This window comes from Blautia sp. AF19-10LB (genome assembly GCF_003461245.1).
Lineage (GTDB): Bacteria > Bacillota > Clostridia > Lachnospirales > Lachnospiraceae > Blautia_A > Blautia_A intestinihominis.
This window is the reverse complement of sequence record NZ_QTWS01000001.1, coordinates 222194-241427: the sequence shown is the minus strand read 5'-3', so window position 1 is coordinate 241427 and position 19234 is coordinate 222194. Positions and strand designations below refer to the sequence as shown.

General features: G+C 56.3%; 17 protein-coding genes and 1 pseudogene. 1 reads left to right on the top strand and 17 read right to left on the bottom strand.

The features are described from left to right. Positions 1-11: 11 nt before the first annotated feature. Together DWX28_RS01145 and DWX28_RS01140 are read right to left on the bottom strand one after the other, a co-directional pair. Positions 12-548 carry a hypothetical protein gene (locus tag DWX28_RS01145; protein WP_243002282.1) on the bottom strand — a complete coding sequence of 179 codons (537 nt, stop codon included), beginning with the start codon at positions 546-548 and terminating at the stop codon, positions 12-14. Further along, the gene (locus DWX28_RS01140) at positions 535-2634 is read right to left on the bottom strand and encodes a DNA topoisomerase 3 (RefSeq protein WP_118251424.1); all 2100 of its coding nucleotides are present in this window, start codon (positions 2632-2634) and stop codon (positions 535-537) included. Before DWX28_RS01140 ends, DWX28_RS01145 begins: the two co-directional genes overlap by 14 nt. A gap of 85 nt (positions 2635-2719) precedes the next feature. On the opposite strand from DWX28_RS01140, the gene DWX28_RS01135 reads away from it, so the two are divergent. Further along, the gene (locus DWX28_RS01135; RefSeq protein ID WP_118251423.1) at positions 2720-3073 is read left to right on the top strand and encodes a hypothetical protein; all 354 of its coding nucleotides are present in this window, start codon (positions 2720-2722) and stop codon (positions 3071-3073) included. Between the two features lie 70 nt (positions 3074-3143). Here the strand turns inward: DWX28_RS01135 and DWX28_RS01130 are convergent, their stop codons facing one another. From DWX28_RS01130 to mobQ, 15 genes and pseudogenes are all read right to left on the bottom strand, one after another. Next, positions 3144-3842, bottom strand: a complete 699-nt coding sequence (locus DWX28_RS01130; RefSeq protein ID WP_118251422.1) for a DUF4366 domain-containing protein — start codon at positions 3840-3842, stop codon at positions 3144-3146. Next, entirely contained in the window at positions 3832-4122 is a 291-nt protein-coding gene (locus DWX28_RS01125; RefSeq protein WP_118251421.1) for a DUF4315 family protein, read from the bottom strand. The genes DWX28_RS01130 and DWX28_RS01125 overlap by 11 nt, the downstream gene beginning before the upstream one ends. Continuing rightward, positions 4109-4843 (bottom strand): phosphoadenosine phosphosulfate reductase, encoded by a 735-nt coding sequence (locus DWX28_RS01120; RefSeq protein ID WP_330417569.1) that lies wholly within the window; start codon positions 4841-4843, stop codon positions 4109-4111. Before DWX28_RS01120 ends, DWX28_RS01125 begins: the two co-directional genes overlap by 14 nt. Positions 4844-4864: 21 nt before the next feature. Further along, positions 4865-6754: a C40 family peptidase gene (locus tag DWX28_RS01115; protein WP_243002280.1), complete on the bottom strand. Its 1890-nt coding sequence runs from the start codon at positions 6752-6754 to the stop codon at positions 4865-4867. Next, on the bottom strand, positions 6751-7773 hold the full coding sequence (locus DWX28_RS01110; RefSeq protein ID WP_118251419.1) for a DNA cytosine methyltransferase: 1023 nt from the start codon (positions 7771-7773) through the stop codon (positions 6751-6753). Before DWX28_RS01110 ends, DWX28_RS01115 begins: the two co-directional genes overlap by 4 nt. Then, on the bottom strand, positions 7766-8386 hold the full coding sequence (locus DWX28_RS01105) for a hypothetical protein (protein ID WP_118251418.1): 621 nt from the start codon (positions 8384-8386) through the stop codon (positions 7766-7768). Before DWX28_RS01105 ends, DWX28_RS01110 begins: the two co-directional genes overlap by 8 nt. 4 nt (positions 8387-8390) lie before the next feature. Beyond that, the gene (locus DWX28_RS01100) at positions 8391-9152 is read right to left on the bottom strand and encodes a BRO family protein (protein WP_059004497.1); all 762 of its coding nucleotides are present in this window, start codon (positions 9150-9152) and stop codon (positions 8391-8393) included. Beyond that, positions 9145-11586, bottom strand: a complete 2442-nt coding sequence (locus DWX28_RS01095; RefSeq protein ID WP_118251417.1) for a VirB4-like conjugal transfer ATPase, CD1110 family — start codon at positions 11584-11586, stop codon at positions 9145-9147. The genes DWX28_RS01100 and DWX28_RS01095 overlap by 8 nt, the downstream gene beginning before the upstream one ends. Next, complete coding sequence (locus DWX28_RS01090) at positions 11552-11938, bottom strand: PrgI family protein (protein WP_059004499.1); 387 nt, start codon at positions 11936-11938, stop codon at positions 11552-11554. The genes DWX28_RS01095 and DWX28_RS01090 overlap by 35 nt, the downstream gene beginning before the upstream one ends. Before the next feature lie 4 nt (positions 11939-11942). Then, on the bottom strand, positions 11943-12839 hold the full coding sequence (locus DWX28_RS01085; RefSeq protein ID WP_165858883.1) for a radical SAM protein: 897 nt from the start codon (positions 12837-12839) through the stop codon (positions 11943-11945). Positions 12840-12852: 13 nt separating this feature from the next. Continuing rightward, positions 12853-13707 (bottom strand): VirB6/TrbL-like conjugal transfer protein, CD1112 family, encoded by an 855-nt coding sequence (locus DWX28_RS01080; protein ID WP_050617401.1) that lies wholly within the window; start codon positions 13705-13707, stop codon positions 12853-12855. Between the two features lie 79 nt (positions 13708-13786). Then, positions 13787-14008: a Maff2 family mobile element protein gene (locus DWX28_RS01075; RefSeq protein WP_087374121.1), complete on the bottom strand. Its 222-nt coding sequence runs from the start codon at positions 14006-14008 to the stop codon at positions 13787-13789. Between the two features lie 2 nt (positions 14009-14010). Further along, a pseudogene (locus tag DWX28_RS01070) lies at positions 14011-15588 on the bottom strand (VirD4-like conjugal transfer protein, CD1115 family); the annotation flags it as partial. Positions 15589-15744: 156 nt separating this feature from the next. Continuing rightward, entirely contained in the window at positions 15745-17622 is a 1878-nt protein-coding gene (locus tag DWX28_RS01065) for an AAA family ATPase (RefSeq protein ID WP_117628574.1), read from the bottom strand. Positions 17623-17638: 16 nt separating this feature from the next. Continuing rightward, positions 17639-19147 (bottom strand): MobQ family relaxase, encoded by a 1509-nt coding sequence (gene mobQ / locus DWX28_RS01060; RefSeq protein ID WP_227194740.1) that lies wholly within the window; start codon positions 19145-19147, stop codon positions 17639-17641. Positions 19148-19234: the final 87 nt, after the last annotated feature.

Below are 19234 nucleotides of genomic sequence, written 5' to 3'. Positions count from 1 at the left end.
GCGACACCTCCTTATCGCTCCGGCGCAGGCTTTTCCCGATGGGGCTGCGCCCTGCTCTGATTGGCACATTCCTTCCGGCTCTGTTCCAGCCGCTCCTTGATAGAGGGCTTTTTCTCCGTCTGCCTCTCTCTGGGGCGCTCATGTTCCCACTCGTCGCCGGAAAGGGTGAGATACCCTTTACTGGTGAAGCACCCCTGTTCCTCCTGCATGGCGTGGTTGCCGAAGGGAACGGGATCAATGGCGTCCAGCAGCTCCGGGGGCAGAAGGACGTCCAAATGCTGCGCCAGATAGCGCCAGCCCACATCCTCCACTTTGCGGATGTTGGGCTCCAGGACAAAATACTCGGTGTTGGCGGGGAACTCCCGGAACTGCTCCAGAGTCGTCAGGCGATAGGGCGACTCCTGGACAGCGGCCAGGAGGTCGCGGTCCTCCGGGGGAAGTCCGGCAAGTGTCTGGGCCGCTGCCTCCAGCTCGCTTGCGTCACCACCTGCGGGGAGCAGCGGTTTCAAATGCTCCATGAAGTTGACCTCGGCTTTACTTTTTGCCATGCACACCATCCTTTCGTTTGGGAAACTCCAGCTTGAAATTGACATACTTGCCGCCGGTATCGTCCAGGATTACCACAGCGTCATAGGTGGAGCCTTTCTTCTCCGACCACATCCCCTTGACGGAGGTACGGCCCTTTTTCAGAAGGTCGGCCGCAATCTTCCGGGTCATTTCCTTGCGGCGGCTGGTCCAGAAACGGTCATTCTTCCACATGACAAACTGACAGGCCCGGTCCGAACAGGCGAAGTTCTTCTTGCCCTCATAGACCGGCTTGCCGCAGCGGGGGCACAGGCCTACCGTCTCCTTCTCCGGCTGGAACAGCTTTTGCCCATCCTCGGAAATGTGGGAGTATTTCCGCACCAACTCCGCCGCCATTGCTTCGATCCCGTCCATGAAGTCCTCCGGCGACACCTGGCCCTTTGCCACCTCGTTCAACCGCTGCTCCCAATCCGCTGTGAGTTTGGGAGAGGTCAGCAGTTCCGGCAGTACCGTGACCAGGTTGACACCCGCCTTTGTAGGGATCAGGTTTTTGCCCTTGCGCTCCACGAATCCGCCGGACACCAGTTTTTCAATGATGGCCGCCCTGGTCGCCGGGGTGCCCAGGCCCTTGCGCTCTGCCTCGTCCGGCATATCTTCCTTGCCCGCGTTCTCCATAGCCGACAGAAGGGTGTCCTCGGTGTAGGGCTTGGGGGGCGAAGTGAAGTGCTCGGTGACGGAGGCGGAGACCGGCTCAAAGACCTGCCCCTCGGTCAAGGCGGGAAGGACACCCTCGGTATCTTCATCCTCCGGCTTCTCCTTCAGGGAGGAACGGAACACCTCCTGGATGGCTTGCCAGCCCTGGGAAAGCACCTGCTTTCCTTTTGCCGTGAAAGTGCGGCCACCGCAATCAAAGGTGGCCGTGACCGTCTCATACACAAAAGGCTCCGCTGCCGCACACAGCAGCTTGCAGCAGACCATCAGAAGGATATTGCGCTCGCCCACAGGCAGCGCAGGCACATCCGCCTTTTCCAGCTCTAGGGTGGGAATCAGGGCGTGGTGGTCGGATACCTCCTTGTCGTTCACCAGCGTCAGAACATCAGGGAAAAACTCCGGGCAGGCGTCGAAGGGCGGCACCCGCGCCGCCAGATGCAGGACCACGGAGGCGGTCTCCGCCATGTCTTCGGTCAGATATCGGCTGTCCGTCCGGGGATAGGTCAACAGCTTCTTTTCATAGAGCGACTGGGCGTAGTCCAGGGTTTGCTTGGCCGTGTAGCCGAATACCCGGTTTGCCTCCCGCTGCAAGGTGGTCAGGTCGTACAGCTTGGGTGGCCTTTCCGTCTTTTTATCCCGCGCCAGGGATACACACACGGCCCGCTGCCCCTCACAGGCGTTTTGGATGGCCTGGGCGTCCTCCGGGGAAACAATGCGGTCGCTGACCGCCTCGGCTCCCTCCAGCGCCAGCCGCACATGATGGTATTTCTCCTTGCGGAACAGGACGATCTTACCGTCCCGGTCGGCCAGCATCGCCAGGGTGGGCGTCTGCACCCGCCCAATATTTAACGTTCGATGATACAACACCGAAAAGAGCCGTGAGGCATTGATACCAATAAGCCAGTCCGCCTTTTGGCGGCAAAGTGCCGACTGATACAGAGGATCATAGTCCTTACCGGGGCGCAGGTTGGCAAAGCCCTCCCGGATCGCCGCGTCCGCCATCGAAGAAATCCAGAGGCGGGAGAAAGGTTTGGAACATCCGGCAGCCTCATAGACCAGCCGGAAGATCAGCTCACCTTCGCGTCCCGCGTCGCAGGCGTTGACCAGCTCCGTCACATCAGGGCGCTCCATCAGGGAACGGAGAACGTGGAACTGGTCAGCCTTTTCCTCGGACACCACATAGCGAAAGGGGTCAGGCAGGATGGGAAGGTCCTCATACCGCCATTTCTTGTAGCGGTCATCGTAGGCGGCCGCATCCGCCAGCCCCACCAGATGCCCGATGCACCAGGAAATGAGCCAACCGCCGCCCTCAAAATAGCCATCGGCCCTGGATGTGACACCCAGGGCCGATGCGATACTCTTTGCTACACTCGGCTTTTCACAAACTACAAGTTTCAAAAGATGCCTCCTTTACATTGACTGAAATTTTTTGATATGCTATCATTTTAATTAAACACCAAGTTTTGAAGGAGAATGTTGACTTATGGAAACTGCAACATTTGCTCAATTGGGATTTTTTGCTAAAGAATTGTTGAGAATGATTGATGAGGGCCAGTCGTTGCCGATTGATACGGTTTGTGAAAGCATAGAGAACGGCTCTATTGTTCAACTTATTGCGACAAAGTGCGGCTTTAAAAACATCAATGTTTCACCAGACACAATTCCTGATGTGAACGGTATTTTAAAAGAAAAATATGTAAGCGAAAATGAGGCCAGAGTTAGAGGAATCAATAATAATGGCTTGATTTTTATAGTCCACCTTATCATTGAAGATTTGACTGATCTGCTTTACAATCTGAAATTTAATGATATAAATCCAGAAGAATACAGAACCTAAGCGGCAGAAAAGCACCAGTGCCTTAAACGCTGGTGCTTTTATTATTCTTATGCAGCAAGTTTTTTACAATTTAGTTCTCGTTTTCGTATTCCTCGTCCTCAAACTCATAATCGTCCGGGTCGGCGCTGACCTTTGCACTCTGCTTGGGCTTGATGAACTTGATGTAGGCAAAGGCTCCGCCGCCGCCCAGGGCCGCCAGCAGCAGGATCAGCACCAGGGCTCCGCCGCTGCCGGACTCCTTCTCCAGCTCCGGTTCAGGCTCCGGCTCCACCTCCGGCGCTTTTCCGGCACACTCGCTCATATTCACCGAACAGACCGGACAGGCAGTATTCACCGCACCGGCCTGGCATTTCTCGGCGCAGGTACAAGCCGCAGGCTGTTCCTCCGTCTGTCCGTCCTCCAGCAGCGCCATCAGGTCAGCTTCATCCACCTGGTTCAAGAAGTGAACGGCGGTCTCCTTGTCCTCGTTTGCCCGGTCGATCAGGATGTAAAAATAGTTGCCCGCTTTTGTGGTCACGGTGATAAGCTGCTTATCGCCGTAATAATCGTCCACCAGCGTGGCGTTGCCCTCCGGGGTAAGGGGCTGGCCCTCCGGCTCCATGCCTCCGGTGGCCGGTTCCTCGGTGGGTTCCGGGGTCGTCTCGGCGGGCTCCCCGGTGTAATAGTCTCCATCCCCGCCGCCCGCAAAGGCGGTGACGGAAAAGGCGGTCATGCACAGGACCACCACCGTCAAGGACGCCAGAAGGCGGAAAACTCTGTTACGCTTCATCTTCGCCATCCTCCATTCCTTCCACATCCTCGTCGTCGGTGTCAGCCGCTGCCTCCGCCTCCATCATCCCGTCGGGCAGGGTGATAAGGCCGCTGGCGTAGGCCTTCAGGAAGGCGGTCAGCTCCTTGTTGTCCATACGCACCGCCTTGACCATGCGGACGATCTCCAGGTTTTCTTCCTCGGTGAGCTGCGCCTCCAGTTCCCGAAGGCGCTTCTGCTGGGCGGAAATCTTCTCCTTCGTCTTTTCAATGTCCTTGCGGATTTTCTCAACCGTTGCCATGTGTGCAAAACTCCTTTCCAAATCGTTCTCTCCAGGAATAGTTCCGCCCCAGGCCCTTGACCGTTTTCAGGTTTTTCCGGGCGTTGTCCTCCAGCGCCAGGGCGCGGCGGAACAAATCGGGATGCTGCTCCCGCAGGGCGGTGATCTCGTCGGGTTTCATGCTGGGGCAGAAAAAACAGGACGATTTTCCCGGCTGGGGCAGCCCTGCCGCCTCGATCTGCCGGATGCAATCGTCCCGCGTCCATCCCCATTCCATTAGGGGATACCACTTGCTGTATTTTCGGTCGGCCAGGTCGCCCAGCAGAACCTTGTCGCTGCGGTAGCCCTCGCCCGCATCGTAGCCGATGAATTTGACCACCCGTTTGCCCGCCGCCCACGCCTTTTGACACGGCGGGTAATGGTTGCAGAACTTTTCTTGCGGCCCGATCTTGTGTTTCAGGGAACACCGCTTGAAGCCGTAGGCGATAGACGGAAGGCTGCAACTTTGCAGACATTCATCCTCCAGCGTCAGCCGTTTCCCGTCACGGGTGGTCTTATACACTCTGGTAATGGGCGGCATCCCGTGGTCCTTCAGCCAGGAATCCATCACCTCCAGATAGGCATAGGTATGGGGATGCTCCGCCCCCGTATCCGCAAAGAGGATCAGGTCCACCGGGATACGGTGCTGGTGCAGCCCGATTAAAAGGGCGGTGCTGTTGGCGCCGCCCCCATAGGAAACCATATTGATGCTTCATCACCTCCATCAGTTGTACGGCGGTCTGCCGTATGCGTAGAAATGGGACTGCCAGTAGCTCGTGTTCAGGTTGGAATACTGGATGGGGTCGCCGCAATGCAGCATCATCCCGTCGCCCACATAAATGCCTACATGAGATACGCCGGTTGTGTCGTAGGTGCCCACAAAGAACACCAAATCGCCAGGCTGGGGATCGGATACCGGGGTGGAAATGTTGTAGAGCCCCTGGGCGCCCAGCCGCCCGGTATTGCACAGGCCGCTGTTGGTCAGCACATAACTGACGAAGCCGCTGCAATCAAAGGAAGTGCTGGGGCTGCTGCCGCCCCACACATAGGGATAACCCAGGTATTTTTCCGCCTCGGTAATGAGGGTGTTGAACCGCTCGTCCGTGAGATATTCAGTGGGAATCTCCCAGGCGGTGGGCGGGTTTTCAATGTATTTGTTCACATACCCGGAGGACGGAAACAGGTCGGGGCGGTTGCCCAGGGTGGACATATAGGTAGCGTACAAGGAAAGCTGATCCTCGCCCATCATATAGACCGGCACATGGGAGAGGTCGAAGTTTTCCAGCGTGACGGTGCAGATGGTCCAGGTATAGGGCACCCGAACCGTATAAGGGTTGCCCTCGCTGTCCGTCCTTGTTTCCGTCCGATAGCGGGTCTCCGTGGTCACGGTTTCGGTGAGAATGTATTGCTTGTCAAAGAGGGTTTGAAGGTCGCCCTGTACCTGGTCGATGGTGAACACCCCATCATGGAGCGCCGACAGAATGGAGATCAGCACATAGGGGTCATGCTCGATCTCGTCCAGGTCGAAGTGATACTCGTCATAGTCGTGGGTGGCCTCGTAGGTATCCAGGTATTCCCGCAATTCATCCTCTTTGGCGCAGTAGGCTTCTTCCGCCGCCAGCATATCGGAATCCTCGGACAGATAGGAAGATGCCATGATATTGGACACCCCGCCGCCGAACATGGAGGAACAGGATTGCAGGGAGCCCAGCAGCATCACAAGCAGAAGGCCGATGCCGCCCACGATCAGCGCGCCCTTCCAATGCCGTTTCAGGAAAAGGGCGGTGCGCTTGGACTCCTGGGCGGTTTTTTTGGCCGCCTTTGCCGTGGTTTCCGCTGTTTTTCCAGCCTGGGCGGTCTTGCCCGCCGCCCGGTATGCCGCCGCATATTGCTTTTGCAGCTTCCGTTTCTGCCACAGGCGGGAGATGGGATTGGACGCAAGCTGGGGGTTCTCCGCCACGGCTTTCCGATAGTAGAAATCCGCATTGGCCTTGACCGCCGCCTGCTCCGCCTTTGCTGCGTCCCGCCAGGGTTTCAGCTTGCGTTCCGCCCGCCAGTTCTGGACACGGCGGTTTCCGTAGCCCACAGCCTTCTCAATGCCGCGTTCTCCCAGGTGGCCCGACTGGACGCCGGAATTTTCCTGCTCCACCTCCCGAACCTTGCCGTGGATGGCCGCCCCCGCCTCTTGAATGGGGCGGGACAGCGGATTGGCGTGGGGCTTTCCCGGACTCTTATTGGGAATCGCGTCCCTGGCGGCATCCAGCCGGTCCGCCGCCTTGTCCGACTTGCGGATGGCCCCTTGCAGCTCCGGCTTGGCCTGGTCTGCCTCGGAAAACTGCAATCGGGAGGATGGGCGACCCGCTGCCGCCTCGCCCTCCCGATAGGCTCTGCGCTGTTTCCGGCGCTTCTTTTTGGCTGCTGCCTGTTCCCGGTGCAGTTCCACACGGTCCACCGCTTTTCCAGCGGCGCCCACCGTTTCGCCGGATGCAGAATGGTCTTGCTCCGGCGTGCGGTCAGAGTGATAGGTAGTCTTGCCCGTGACCAGGTTGACGGATACCGCCCCGTCACGGGTCATCTTCTGCGCCTCCTTTTCGGGGGCTTTCCATTCTTTCAAGGTGCGTCACCTCCTGTTCCATAGGGGCAGATGTTGGCACACGCCCCGGTTTCGATCATGGCGATGTACTGGAAAATGGGATAGGCCTGAGGTGGGCAGACCGCGTTCCCCAGGGTTTTCAGCCGCAGCGCCCGGTTGTCCGTGTCCTCGGTCATGCGGGGGACTCCTTCGGGCTCGGCACGCCATAGGATGCGTCCGTCCATTTCGGGGGGAATCCCATGAGCCATTCCACCCAATCCGGGTTCAGCGCCGCTTTCTCGGAAAGGGGCTGCTCCTGCCGGATCACCTGGGCCGACAGGTTGGAGGACGGGGATTTGTCCCGGAAGGCCGCCGGTTTCAAGGTGGAACGGTAGCCCTCCGACGCCGCCGGGGTCAGATAGAACACCGCCGCCGACAGGGACAGGCTCCAGATCGTCCCGTCCTTGTTTCGCTTGCGGAATATCCCATTGTCCGACAGGAACACATCCAGGTTGGCAGCGTCCCGCCCCGTGGATTTGTCGGAGGCAAGGGGTGTGGGAAACATCAGCCGCGACGATAAAAGTTCTCTGGCGCTCATGCCATGCGCCGACGCCGCAAGCCGGAAATACGAATGGGAGAACAGCGTATCCCGCTTTTGCCAGGTCAAAAATCGTTTTGTCGAGCCCCATATTGATGAAGCCAGCAACATTTTCCCCAAGCACCCAACGGGGCCGCAGTTCGGCAATAACGCGGCACATCTCCGGCCACAGGTAGCGTTCATCCGCAAAGCCCCGCCGTTTTCCGGCGGTGGAGAAGGGCTGGCATGGAAATCCGCCGGAGAGGATCGTGATGGTTTCAAGTCCTGTTTTCTCAAAAAACGCCTCCTTCGTGAATGTGGTGATGTCCCGGAACTTCGGCACATCCGGCCAATGCTTTTGCAGGATGGAAAATGGATAGTCCGCCCACTCGCATTGACAGACCGTTTCAAAGCCTGCCGCCTCTGCCGCCAGGTCCAGCCCGCCGATGCCGGAAAACAGGCTGACATGGGTGAGCTTATTCATGGCTGATCTGCTCCCCAGGGATCAGCTCCGCCCGGAACCGCTTGATGACCGCCGCCTCCAATTCATCCTGACAAAAGTTACTATCAGCGGAAAGACCCAGCTTGCGGCGCAGCCTGTTCAGCGTCTTTTCATAGTTCCCGTATTTCTTTTGCAGGCGGAGAAAATCCTTCTCGTTCTGCGCCTGCGACAGACACTTGGCGATGCTGTACCAAGTCACCAGGAACATGTGCAGTTCGCTCACCAGCAGCCGGAATCCGCTGCCGGGGATCAGATAGTGTTCCTCCTGGCGGCCGCTGCCCGGTTCGGGTTCGTCGTCCTCACACTCCACATAGAAGGCGTCCAGTTCGCACAGCTCTCGCGCCTTCATCCCGGCAAGGTCCGCCTTGTCGCCGAACACCAGGTAACGGCCGGGAATGTTCCAGGCGTCAAACTTGTCATCGGCGATCTGGCCGTACCGCTTCGCCGCCGCAATGAACGCCTCCACATCTTCCCGGTCCTTGATTTTTCCGGCAAGGAAGGCAAGCTGATGAAGCAGCCCGTAGAGATGCACTTCCTCGTCGATATGTGCCTCATAGGTCTTTTCCTCGATGACATACAGCTTTTCCTGTTCCATATCCTTATCCCATCCTTTCCTTCCATTCCAGCCGCATTTGCCCATCATCCAGCAACAGACGGATTACATTTTTGCCCTGGGGCGTAATCAAGGTCTGCTGTCCAAAATGCCCATATTTCCAGAAGTCCTTCACACGGAACAACCCGTCATTGGAGGGCTTGGCATAGGGCAGAAGGTATCCGGCCGGGCAGCGGTACAGAAATCCCGCGTCCATCAGGAAACGGCAAAACGCACGCTCCCCGATTTGCAGTTCCTTCGCCGTAGCCCGGATATTGGTGCAGTTTTCTTCATGGACAAAGGCGTCATAGAAATCTGCTTTCGGCCGCAGCCGTTCCACCTCGCCGGAGAGCTGCCGGTTTTTCTCATGCTCGGCAAGAAGCTGGTCGGCAAAAGCCAGAAGTATTTCCGGCTTTTCCGCCGCCTGCTCCAGAAGGGAGGCAGTCATATACCCGCCCGTCTTGCGGATCATGGGGAGAACTTCGTCAAACACCCATTTTTCAAAGCGTTCCGCACCAGGCAGCCGACTATGAACAATCAGGCGGTACACATCACCCTCGGAAATGAATTTCATCTGTTGAATCCCGCCATTAGAAGGGGTCGGTAAAACGCAGACCCCTTTGCAATGGGCTGAAATGGCATCAGCCGTGCGTTGGTATCCGAGCGCTTTTGCAATATCTTTTCCGCAAAACAGATAATTGCCGTTCTGCTCGATCACTCGGATGCTGCCAAATTCGCGGTTATTGAAAACCGCCATCTTGTTATCCATTCTGGTCCTCCTTTTCATCGTCCACAGTTTCGTGTGCAACCTCGCTGGGCTTGGTGGTGAGCAATTTATAGAGCTCGGTGTCTTTCGGGAAGTCATCCGCAAAGGGCAGGATGACATTGTTGAAGAACAGCAGCCCGTGGCCCGGCTCGGAGTTGGTCACATAGGCAAGCTGTTCAGAAGAAATATTCAGCCGCTCCGCCAGTATCTTCCGGTCGCCTGCTGCCTGGTTGAGCATATAGATGAAATCGCTGTTCTCCAGGATATTTTCGATCTCCGGAGAGGAAAGCAGGTCCTTGGGGTTCTGGGTCGCCCCGGTGGGGATGCCGCCCCACTTTCTGAACCGTTTCCAAATCTCGGCGCTGTACGCGGCGGTCTGTTCCTCCTTCAGCAGAAGGTGGAACTCGTCCACGAAATACCAGGTAGACCGTCCAATGGCTCGGTTGATGGTGACGGTATTCCACACCGCGTCCTGGACAATGAGCATCCCCGGCTTTTTCAGGTTCTTGCCCAGGCCCTTGATGTCAAAGCAGACAAGGCGATTGGAGATGTCCACGGTGGTACGGTGGTTGAAGAAGTTCAGCGAACCGTTCACATACAGGTCCAATGCCTGGGCCACCCGGTCGGCCTCCGGGATGTGCTGGGACAGCAGGGCGTTCATCAGGTCGCCCAAAATCGGCATATTCTCCGGCCGGGGGTCGGCAAAGTAGGGCTGATAGATCATCTGCACCGCCCGGTCGATGACGGTTTTCTCGATGGCCTCCAGGCCGGTCTTGCTGCCCATAATGAGCTCGCAGAAGGACAGCACGAAGTCGCTTTTCAGCGCCAGCGGGTTTTCTTCCTCGGAGTAGTTGAGGTTGATGTCCAGGGGGTTCACATAGTCGGTGCTGGACGGGGACAGCCGGATCACCTGACCGCCCAATCGCTTCACCAGGGGCGAATACTCGTCCTCCGGGTCGCAGATGATGACATTATCCTGGGTCATCAGCATGATAAAGGTGATCTCCCGCTTGCAGCTCATGGATTTGCCGCTGCCGGGGGTGCCGAATACAAGGCCGTTGGGACAGCGGGATTGCTTGCGGTCCAGCAGGATCATGTTGTTGGAAAGGGCGTTGAGCCCGTAGTACATGGCGTCGCCGCCCATGAATACCTCCTGGGTGACAAAGGGGACGAACACCGCCAGAGCCGATGTGGTCAGGCTCCGTTCGATCTTGATGCGATTGAGCCCCAGGGGAAGGCTGCTCATAAGCCCGTCCTCCTGCTGAAAGTCCAGCCGGGTCAGAAGGCAGTTGTAGGTCTGGGCGACGCTGGCCGCCTGGGATACGGCGATCTCCAGCTTTTGGCGGGTCTCCGCCGTGTGCAGCACCAGGAAGGTCATGTTGAACATTCTCTCGTTACGGGATTGCAGGTCGGTAAGAAGGTCCTTTGCCGCGCCGCCGTAGGTGGAGAGATCCGAAGGAAGAATGTCCATATCGTAGCCGCTGCGCACCGCCCGCTTCTGCTCCTGTATCTTCATGGCGTCCAGGTCGGTGATCTTCCGCTTGACCATTTTGATGGCCTCGTTCTGGTTGATGCCTCGGATGTGCATGGTTACCATGATATTCCCGTCCGCCTCCATGAAGTCGGTGAGGATACGGTCGTGCATCTCCGGCGCCAGAATTTGCAGGAAGGACACCGCCCCGTACCGTTTGCCAATGCGGAAGGTGCGGGTCTCTCCGAAGTGGAAGGAGGACGGAGCAATGAAGTCCTTCACCGAAAGGCCGCTGGCCGGGAGCCAGTCCCATTCAAAGGCGAACTGCCCACCCTCCGGACGGAGGCCGTCTGCCGGGTGGAGAATGTTGTAAAGCAGCTCCAGCCGTTCCTTTCCGTCCAGCACATGAGCCGCCGCCCCCATGACCTTGAAGCGGTTCAGGGTGTCGGTCTCGATACGGGCAAAACGCGCCCGCGCTGCCGGAAGGTTCTCCGCCTCGATGGTCAGGGTCACATACTTGGTTTTCACATAACCGTTGTTGCCCCGCTTATACTGCATCCGCAGGATGTCCACCGCCTCGTCCCGGATGGGGTCCAGGTCATTGCCCTGTCTGGTGATACCGAACATTTCATCGGCGGCGCTGCCTCCGCTGCGGCTGTCCAAAGTGACCTGGACGCCGATGGAGGGATCGTAGCCGTTATAGAAGTCGCAAAGGCTTTCAAAGATGCTCCGCTGGTCCTCCGGCCCCGCCAGACGGTAATTCACATCCTCAAAGGCAATCGTCTTGGAGAAGGTCCCGCCCTCCAGCCTGCACAGGCCGTCGGGGAACATATTCTGAAACGGGATGCTGTCCTGCACCGTATGGGCTTTCCCATCGCCCTTTGCCTGCCGGATCACCGCCTCGATCTGCTTGCGCTCGGCACGGGTGAGCTTACGCTTTGCCGGTTTTTCTGCCTTTTCTCGCAATCCGCTTCACCTCCTGTTCCAGTTGGGATTGCCGCACCAGGGCGGAATAGAGATTGTTGGTCTGGTAGATGCGGACCTTCGGCCGAATGAATTTGTTCTGGATCAGATGGCCCAGGAACACTTCAAGCGGCTGCCCATTCTTCTCATACATGGCGAACAGGAAAAAGGGCAGCATCACCAGAATCATGCACAGCGCCGCCGTGGTGGTCCCCAGGCTCGCCTTTGCCAAAAAGAAAAGCGGCACGCCTACCAGCGCCGCCGCTCCGAAACAGATCACTTGTCGTTTGGTCAGCCCGAACAGGACCTTGCTCTGTATCCGACTCAGGTCCTTCGGGATCGTTACATAAGCCAATATTTCACACCTCCTTCTTCATCGGCGCATAGTCCTTAAAATCTGATACGGAATGAAAAATCCGTTTGTTATTTACCCATCTTTGCAGATGGCGAGTAATGCGTGGAGCCGTGGGGCGCTCATAGATCATCACATAGGGATCATATCCCAATGCCCGCAAGGTGTTTACCCGGTACAAATCCTGTTCATGGGTGCTGCCGTAATTGGTCAGGACATAGACACGGCGGTTTCGGTCGCTCTTTATGGAAGTAAGTTCACGAAAGCGACGAAAATACTCCGTCAGGTCCTCGTCCGGGTTATCCCATGCGAAATGCACCGCTTTTGTCCGCACTTTGTTCAGCAGAGATACATTATCACGGCTGATAAGGCGAATATCGAGCCCCTGGGTAAAGTCCACCAGCGCCCGGCTCTCAATTAGCTGCTCAATGAGCCTTTCATGGTCGGGACAGGCAAGCAGGTTCGGGTCCATCAGTTTGATTTCTTCCTCACCATTCCAAAACTCGGAAAGATCAGCCACCCGGACGCTCCTGCGCCCTTCTTTTCCGCTGACAATGCAAAATCCGCAGTTCCTTGGACAGCCACGGCTTAAAAAGCCATAGGCTGTACCTAAAAACCGCGGATATAGAAAATAGTCCGGCCGAATATGCTCAATCTCATGCGGGAGGTTTTCGCCGGGGCCGTAACCTGTACCGCCCCGGATGACCTTATCCGCGTTGCTCACCTGTATGGTGTCTTTGGAATAGGTGTCTGTAAATACCCGGCTTTTATAAACAAGGTCATATTGCTTTGCAGGGTCCCACCATTCCACCCGGTCCCCGCGTCTGGTGTGATACTCCGAGAGCTTCATCAGGCACAGGTTGGGAAAATTGTGCGAGTCCACATCAATAAGGCCTACTCTCAAATATCTGCCTCCTTTAGTGGGCGCCGAACAGGGATTTTGCCAGGCTGCCGGTCTTGAACAATGTGTAGCACAGCAGAACCGTATAGCCCATGCACCCCCATATGGCCGCAGATATGTTGTCGCCGGATGTGGAGATGCCCTCCACCAGCACGGCATAGATGCCCACGCAGATCATAATGAGGAAGGCCTGGAAGCCCAGGGCCAGCAGGGAGCGAAGGTAGTTCTGCCCCGTGGAGCCCCATTCCCGGTTGACCATCGTGGCAAAGGGAATCGGCCCTATGGAGGTGACCAAATACACCTCAATCATTCTGCCGTAGATCACCAGGAAGATGCAGATGGAAAGAATCTGCGTACACAGCCCCACGAACACGCTCTGGAACCACAGCCCCAGCAGGGCGCCCACGCTCCAGTCGGCAAGCTGGGTCTCCAGATCGCCCACTACGCCGGAAATGTCAATGCCCGCGTCCGAAATGATGACCCCCGCCGACTGGCTGACCACATTCTGCGCCACATCGAACACCGCCATGACGATGTTCCAGGTGTTGGTGACGATCAGCACGGCGCAGAAGGTCTTGAAAATCCACTTGAAGAAAATCCAGGTGTCGAAGTCGTGGAGGTTATTTTTCTCGATGATGAGCTGGATCAGCTCGTAGCACATGACGAAGGTGAGAATGATGCCCGCGATGGGGACGATCACCGTCTCCGAGAGGTTGCGGATCATGTTGAAGATGCTGCTGTTCCAGGCGGCGGGCGTCATGCCGACCTCCCCGGCGATCTCGCCCACCTTTGTGTTCAGGGTATCAAACATCCCGGTCAGGTTTGAAATGATACCGTCAATGAGCAGTTCCTTGAACCACTCCTGGATCATATCCAATATCAAGGGAGATCACCTCCTTTGCGGGGGCTCCCGCTATGAAGCGAAAGCCCCCGCCGGTTTTGGAGAATCATTAGGTGGTGGACAGCAGACCGGACAGCAGAGGGATCAGGGTGATGCCGATGAGGGCAACGCCGCCGCCCGCCATGAGCTGCTTGATGCCCTGGCTCTTGGAGGCCGGGTTGTCCTGGCCGTAACCTTCCAGAAGGTTGATGCCGCCCCACACGCACAGGCCGCCGCCCAGGGCGATGACCAGAGTCTGCAAAACGTCGATAGCGTTAGTAAAAAAGCTCATATTCACAGTTCCTTTCGTTCAGTTGAATTGTTGGGTTGAAGGTCGGTGGCTTTCAATTCGTACAGATCGAAAGGCTCGTCCGGCTTCACGATGGCCGGTCTGCGTTTCATGTACCGTTCAATGTCAAAGGTGTTTTTCTTGTCGGCATCGGCAAGGTACTTGTAGCGGGGATGCTTCGTTATATCAAACTTGTCGCTGAAAAACGGCCGTACCCCTCGAAGCTGCAAGATACACTTGCCTCCGTCCATCACCGCGATCTCGTCCTGGGTCATCAGCTCCTTTCCTAATTTCTGATAGTTGAGGCCGTGGGAAACCTGGCTGCCCCGGTTCTCGGATTGATTGAAGCTGTCGATGGTCTCCTTGCCCAGCAGCTCCGAGATTTCTTTCAGGGTGGATTTCTCCTTGCCTCCCAAAAACAAGGTGGTGTCGCAGTTGCCCACAATGGTATCTGCGGCGTCCTTGTAGATGGTCTTTAACTGGCTTTGGGACTGCAAAATAATAGAAGCCGAGATTTCCCGGCTTCGGATGGTGGCGATCAGCTTATCAAAGTTGGGTATCTGCCCGATATTGGCAAACTCGTCCAGGAGGCACCGTACATGGACGGGCAGCCTGCCGCCGTACACGTCGTCCGCCTTGTCACAAAGAAGATTGAATAGCTGGCTTTGCAGCATGGCGATGACGAAGTTGAAGGTGGTATCCGTGTCGCTCATAATGAGGAACAGCGCCGTTTTCCGGTCGCCCAGGGTATCCAGCTCCAGTTCATCGTCCGACATGATCTCCCGCAGCTCCGCTATATCGAAGGGAGCAAGGCGGGCGCCGCAGCTAATCAGAATGGATTTCAGAGTCTTGCCGGCGGCCAGCTTGAATTTACGGTATTGCTTTACGGCGAAGTGGTCCGGGTGCTCCTTCTCCAGCTTGGCAAAAAGCAGGTCAACGGGGCTCTGAAATTCCTCGTCGTCCTCTCGGGCCTCCGATGCGTTGATGAGCTCCAGCAGCGTGAGGAAGTTTCGCTCCTCCGGCTCCGCCTCGTACCAGATGTACCCGATCAGAGCGCAGTACAAAAGGCGCTCGGCCTTGACCCAAAAATCTTCCGAGGATTTTTCTCCGTCGCCTTTGGTGTTGGCGATGATGACATTGACCAGTTTGAGGATGTCTTTCTCTGACCGGATGTAGGCGAAGGGGTTGTATTTCATGCTCTTTTTGAAGTTGATGGTGTTGAGGACCTTGATGCGGTACGGCTCATAGATGACCTTCCCGCGGGCGTCCCGCATGGGCTTTCCGTTCTCGTCCAGCTTGGGGGCGCCCCGCCGCAGCATGGTTCCCACCTCGGACAAAAGCTGTCCTTTGGGATCGGTGACCACATAGCTGCTGTGCATCTGCATGAGGGAGGGCTTGACGAAGAAACGGGTCTTGCCGCTGCCGCTGCCGCCGATGACCAAGATGTTTTTGTTCCGGGCGTACTTGGGATTTTTCGGGCGGCTGGACATGGTGAGCTTTTCCGTCTGGGTCAGAGGGATGTTCCAGTCGGGGACCGGATCGACATAGGGGGCAATATCTGCCGCCGTGCCCCATGAAGCGTTTTGTCAAGTGCTTTTTAGAGTTATTGACGCGACATATGCTCTTTTTTCCACGATAAAGCCCCACGCGGTCATACATGGGGCTGTGGGATTATGGTTGAAGTGGCGAAGTGGCAAAGTGGCAAGGTATCTGGGTTTTGCCACTTGGATTTTGCCAGTTCACTTTTTTAGGGCGTGATACCATGCTGCGCCGATACGCTTTGAGGTAATGCGCCCGTCAAGGTTTTTCTTTGCCGCCCGGACAGTACGGGCAGAAATTCCCGCGTCGGCTGCGGCTTTCTCTATGTCCTCGCTGGCAAGTTCTTTTCCGTCTGCCAGTAGGTCAAGTATCAGCTTTTCAGCCTGTTCGGTTTTGGTGGCGTTGTTGCCGCCCGCGCCGGACAGCAGCTCGTCGGCAGTTATATCATATTCGCCTATCCACTCAAAGCCTGTTTCCGGGTCAAGGCAAAAGGCAACGGGCTTTCCCTCCGGCGCAAGGGAAGATTTGTCGTGAATGATAACACGCACATTCGGCTCACGCTTCACGCGCCCGATTAAAAGGACGCTCCTTGCTGCGGCTCTAAAGTCGATAGAACCTAAGCCCCTGTATGCGCTCTGTCCTCCGGCAGCTTTGTTAAGGTGTCCGATAAGGATAACGGCGCACCCGGTACGCTCCGCAACTTCGGCAAGGCGGCGAAAAATGGGGCGCACCTCGTTTGCCTTGTTCATGTCGGCTTTGTCGCCCATATACGCCTGTATGGGGTCAAGGATAATCAGACGCGCCCCGTTCTGTATGATTGCTTTCTCTATGCGCTCGTCGGACAGGGTAAGCTCCCGTTTTGCTTCATCAATCACAAGCACCCGGTCAAGGTCTGCGGCGGCTTCTATCAAGCGGGGTTTGACGGTATCTCCCAAACCGTCCTCGGCGGTCTGATAAATAACTTGAAACGGCTGTATGGGCTTCATGCCCGGAAGCGTCCCGCCAGTGGTACAGGCAGCGGCAAGGCGCAGCGCAAAGGTGGTCTTTCCCTCGCCGGGGTTGCCCTGTACTATGGTTACTTTCCCAAAGGGGATATACGGCTCCCATAGCCATTCAACGGTCTGTGTGTCAACCTCGCTCATGCGGATAATCTCAACGGTTTCTTCCTGTGGCGGTTCTTTCAATCCATAGACAGCTTCCCGCAGATATTTCCCGTCTGTGATTTCGCCCCGGCGCGTCTGCACCTCGTTCCAGTCTTTGAAAAGAGGGATAAGGCGGTGGACGGTCAAGCCCTCCGGCATAAGCTCCACAAGGCGGCTACAAGCGTCGTTTCCGGCTTGGTCGCTGTCAAGGCAGAGATATACGGTCTTGATGTTCGGGCGGTCAGAGAGAAAGCGCATAAGGGCTTTATCTCCCACGCCACCCAGCGCAAGATAGCTTTGCTTCTGCCAGTCCTTTTTGAACAGACAGAGAAAAGATAACAGGTCAATAGGGGCTTCAAAGACAAACAATCTTTCGCCCTCGCCCCGATAGCAGAAGTTAAAGGCTTTGTCGCTGCCTTTCACATCAAGCCGGAAGTTCCCGGCTGTGCCGCGTTGGTGGGCGTATCGTGGTACTCCGTCCTCGTCCCGTCCTACGAATACGGCGTTATGGTGGGCGGCTTCCTCGTAAATATCCCCGGTGGAAAAGAAAAAGCCCGACACATCTTCATCAATGTGGCGGGCGGCTGTGAGGAAGTTCCTCGCTATGTGGTTGTCGGTGTTGTGGGGCGGCAGTCGAAAGTCAGAAAAGGACGCGGGGCTTGGTCTGTCCGGCGGCGGTGCTGCGCCTTTTTCTCCTGTCAGCAGTTCTACGGCTTCGGTAAAGCTCTTTCCGAAAAACTCCATGACAAAATCAATGGGTGCGCCGCCTTTGCTCTGGCTGTGCCTGTACCATTTGTTTCCCCGAATAGTCAAGCTGTCATGCCGTTTCCAGCGGTATTCCTGTCCGGCGCGGGTAAGCTGCTCGCCCTGTCCTTGCAGAAAAGAAACAAGGTCGGCTTGGTTGGCGCAGTCTATTTGTTCTTGGGTGTAATACATAAAATTTCAACTCCTTTCAGCGGTCTATATCGTGCCGCTTGGTGCGGCTCTGTGTTTGCTCCGGCTGCTCGGCTTTCAGCGCAATATCGACGCACTTGCGTATCTTCTGAAGCTCGGCAACTTCGGCGCGGGTAGCTTTCAGTTTGGTGTAGTCAGTATCTCTCTGCTCTTTGAGGTCGGCGTATTCCTGTTTCCATTTGGAGATAGGCAGCGTCTTTGTATCCGTCAGATTTGCATGGAGATAGCGGCTTGCTGCGTTCCATAAGGTCAGCTCGGCGCGGTGGGCTTCCTCATACTTATCCCGTTTGTTCGTCCAGCCGTTTTTCAGCTTTTTTAGTTCGGCATGAATGGGCTTATACTGCAAATAATTCTCTCCGTTCTCTATCAGCTTTTGCAGCTCTTTCATGCGCTGCTCGGCGGCTTTCATTCCCTCCCGGATAGAAAAGGCTTCATCACTGACAGAGGAAAGAGAAGCGTCCAACTCGTCAAGTGTAGAGATACCATGCTCCGCAAGATAATTGGCTGCCTGTGATATGGTTTTCAGTTCGTCGGCTGCGTGTTGGTGCTGCCAGCTCTGCGAATACTTCCGGCTCTTTTCCCTCTGAACGCCCAAATACTTCATCAGAAGATTTGCAAGGTTCGGAGATTTTGGCGGTTGTTGTTTTCTTGGGGAAGTTTCCCACGCCGCAAGCAGTCCGGCAATCCATTCTTTGAGGTTGCCGATCTGCGCCCGGATTTCCTTTATCAGTCTGTTTGATTTGCGGATAGCCCGGTTCAGTTCGCCTTTCTCGGTGGCTATGCCTTTCTTCTCCATTTGACAGGCGGCTACGCCCATGTGGACAGTAGGTATCTCGTCAATTCCTCTCTCGGCGTTGCTGCGGTGGTCGATACGCTCTGTGCTTCCGGCGCGTTCAAGATAGCTGTTTGAAATATCAGCCCACGCTTTGCGCCACAAGAGGGCGTTGCCTTTGTCGTTCCAGCCTGTGAGGTCAACCTTGTGGGTCTTGTATCTGCCATTCGGCAAGCGTATGCGCTCCCCGTTTTCATCAAGGTCATATTCCTTTTTAGACTTCGCCGCCCACGCGCCGCGCTCGTCAAGTGGTCGCATGGTCAGCATGATATGACAATGGGGGTTGCCGCTGTCGGTGTCATGGATAGCAAAATCCACGCACATTCCTTTAGAAACAAATTGAGAGGAACAGTATTCCCGGACAAGCCGTATCTGTTCCTCTCGTGATAATTCTATGGGGAGTGCTGCGTCAATCTCACGCGCAAGCTGGGCGTTCCCGGCTTTCTCATAAAGTTCCACGCTGTTCCATAGGGTAGAACGGTCAGAGAAAGAGGGCGGGGCATGGGGCGGCAGCATGATTTCGGTATGGACAACGCCGCCTTTGCGGGTGTAGTCGTGGGTCATTCCGTCCCACTCGTTTGTCAGCTTTTCGCCGCTTCGGTAGGCGGCTGCGGCAACTGCTGATTTGCCTTTGCCCCGACTGACTATGCTGATGTTACAATGGTAAATGGCTATGGGTATCACCTCCAGTATAGCGGATATAAAACTTGTGGAAAATGAATAGCTTGCGTAGCAAGGTGTTCGGTTTCCGCAAGTACACAA

Excerpts from the sequence above, each read along its gene's own strand:
- DWX28_RS01145 (WP_243002282.1), bottom strand. The coding sequence starts at position 548 with ATGGCAAAAAGTAAAGCCGAGGTCAACTTCATGGAGCATTTGAAACCG.
- DWX28_RS01135 (WP_118251423.1), top strand. The coding sequence starts at position 2,720 with ATGGAAACTGCAACATTTGCTCAATTGGGATTTTTTGCTAAAGAATTG.
- DWX28_RS01130 (WP_118251422.1), bottom strand. The coding sequence starts at position 3,842 with ATGAAGCGTAACAGAGTTTTCCGCCTTCTGGCGTCCTTGACGGTGGTG.
- DWX28_RS01125 (WP_118251421.1), bottom strand. The coding sequence starts at position 4,122 with ATGGCAACGGTTGAGAAAATCCGCAAGGACATTGAAAAGACGAAGGAG.
- DWX28_RS01120 (WP_330417569.1), bottom strand. The coding sequence starts at position 4,843 with ATGGTTTCCTATGGGGGCGGCGCCAACAGCACCGCCCTTTTAATCGGG.
- DWX28_RS01110 (WP_118251419.1), bottom strand. The coding sequence starts at position 7,773 with ATGAATAAGCTCACCCATGTCAGCCTGTTTTCCGGCATCGGCGGGCTG.
- DWX28_RS01105 (WP_118251418.1), bottom strand. The coding sequence starts at position 8,386 with ATGGAACAGGAAAAGCTGTATGTCATCGAGGAAAAGACCTATGAGGCA.
- DWX28_RS01100 (WP_059004497.1), bottom strand. The coding sequence starts at position 9,152 with ATGGATAACAAGATGGCGGTTTTCAATAACCGCGAATTTGGCAGCATC.
- DWX28_RS01080 (WP_050617401.1), bottom strand. The coding sequence starts at position 13,707 with ATGATCCAGGAGTGGTTCAAGGAACTGCTCATTGACGGTATCATTTCA.
- DWX28_RS01075 (WP_087374121.1), bottom strand. The coding sequence starts at position 14,008 with ATGAGCTTTTTTACTAACGCTATCGACGTTTTGCAGACTCTGGTCATC.
- DWX28_RS01065 (WP_117628574.1), bottom strand. The coding sequence starts at position 17,622 with ATGTATTACACCCAAGAACAAATAGACTGCGCCAACCAAGCCGACCTT.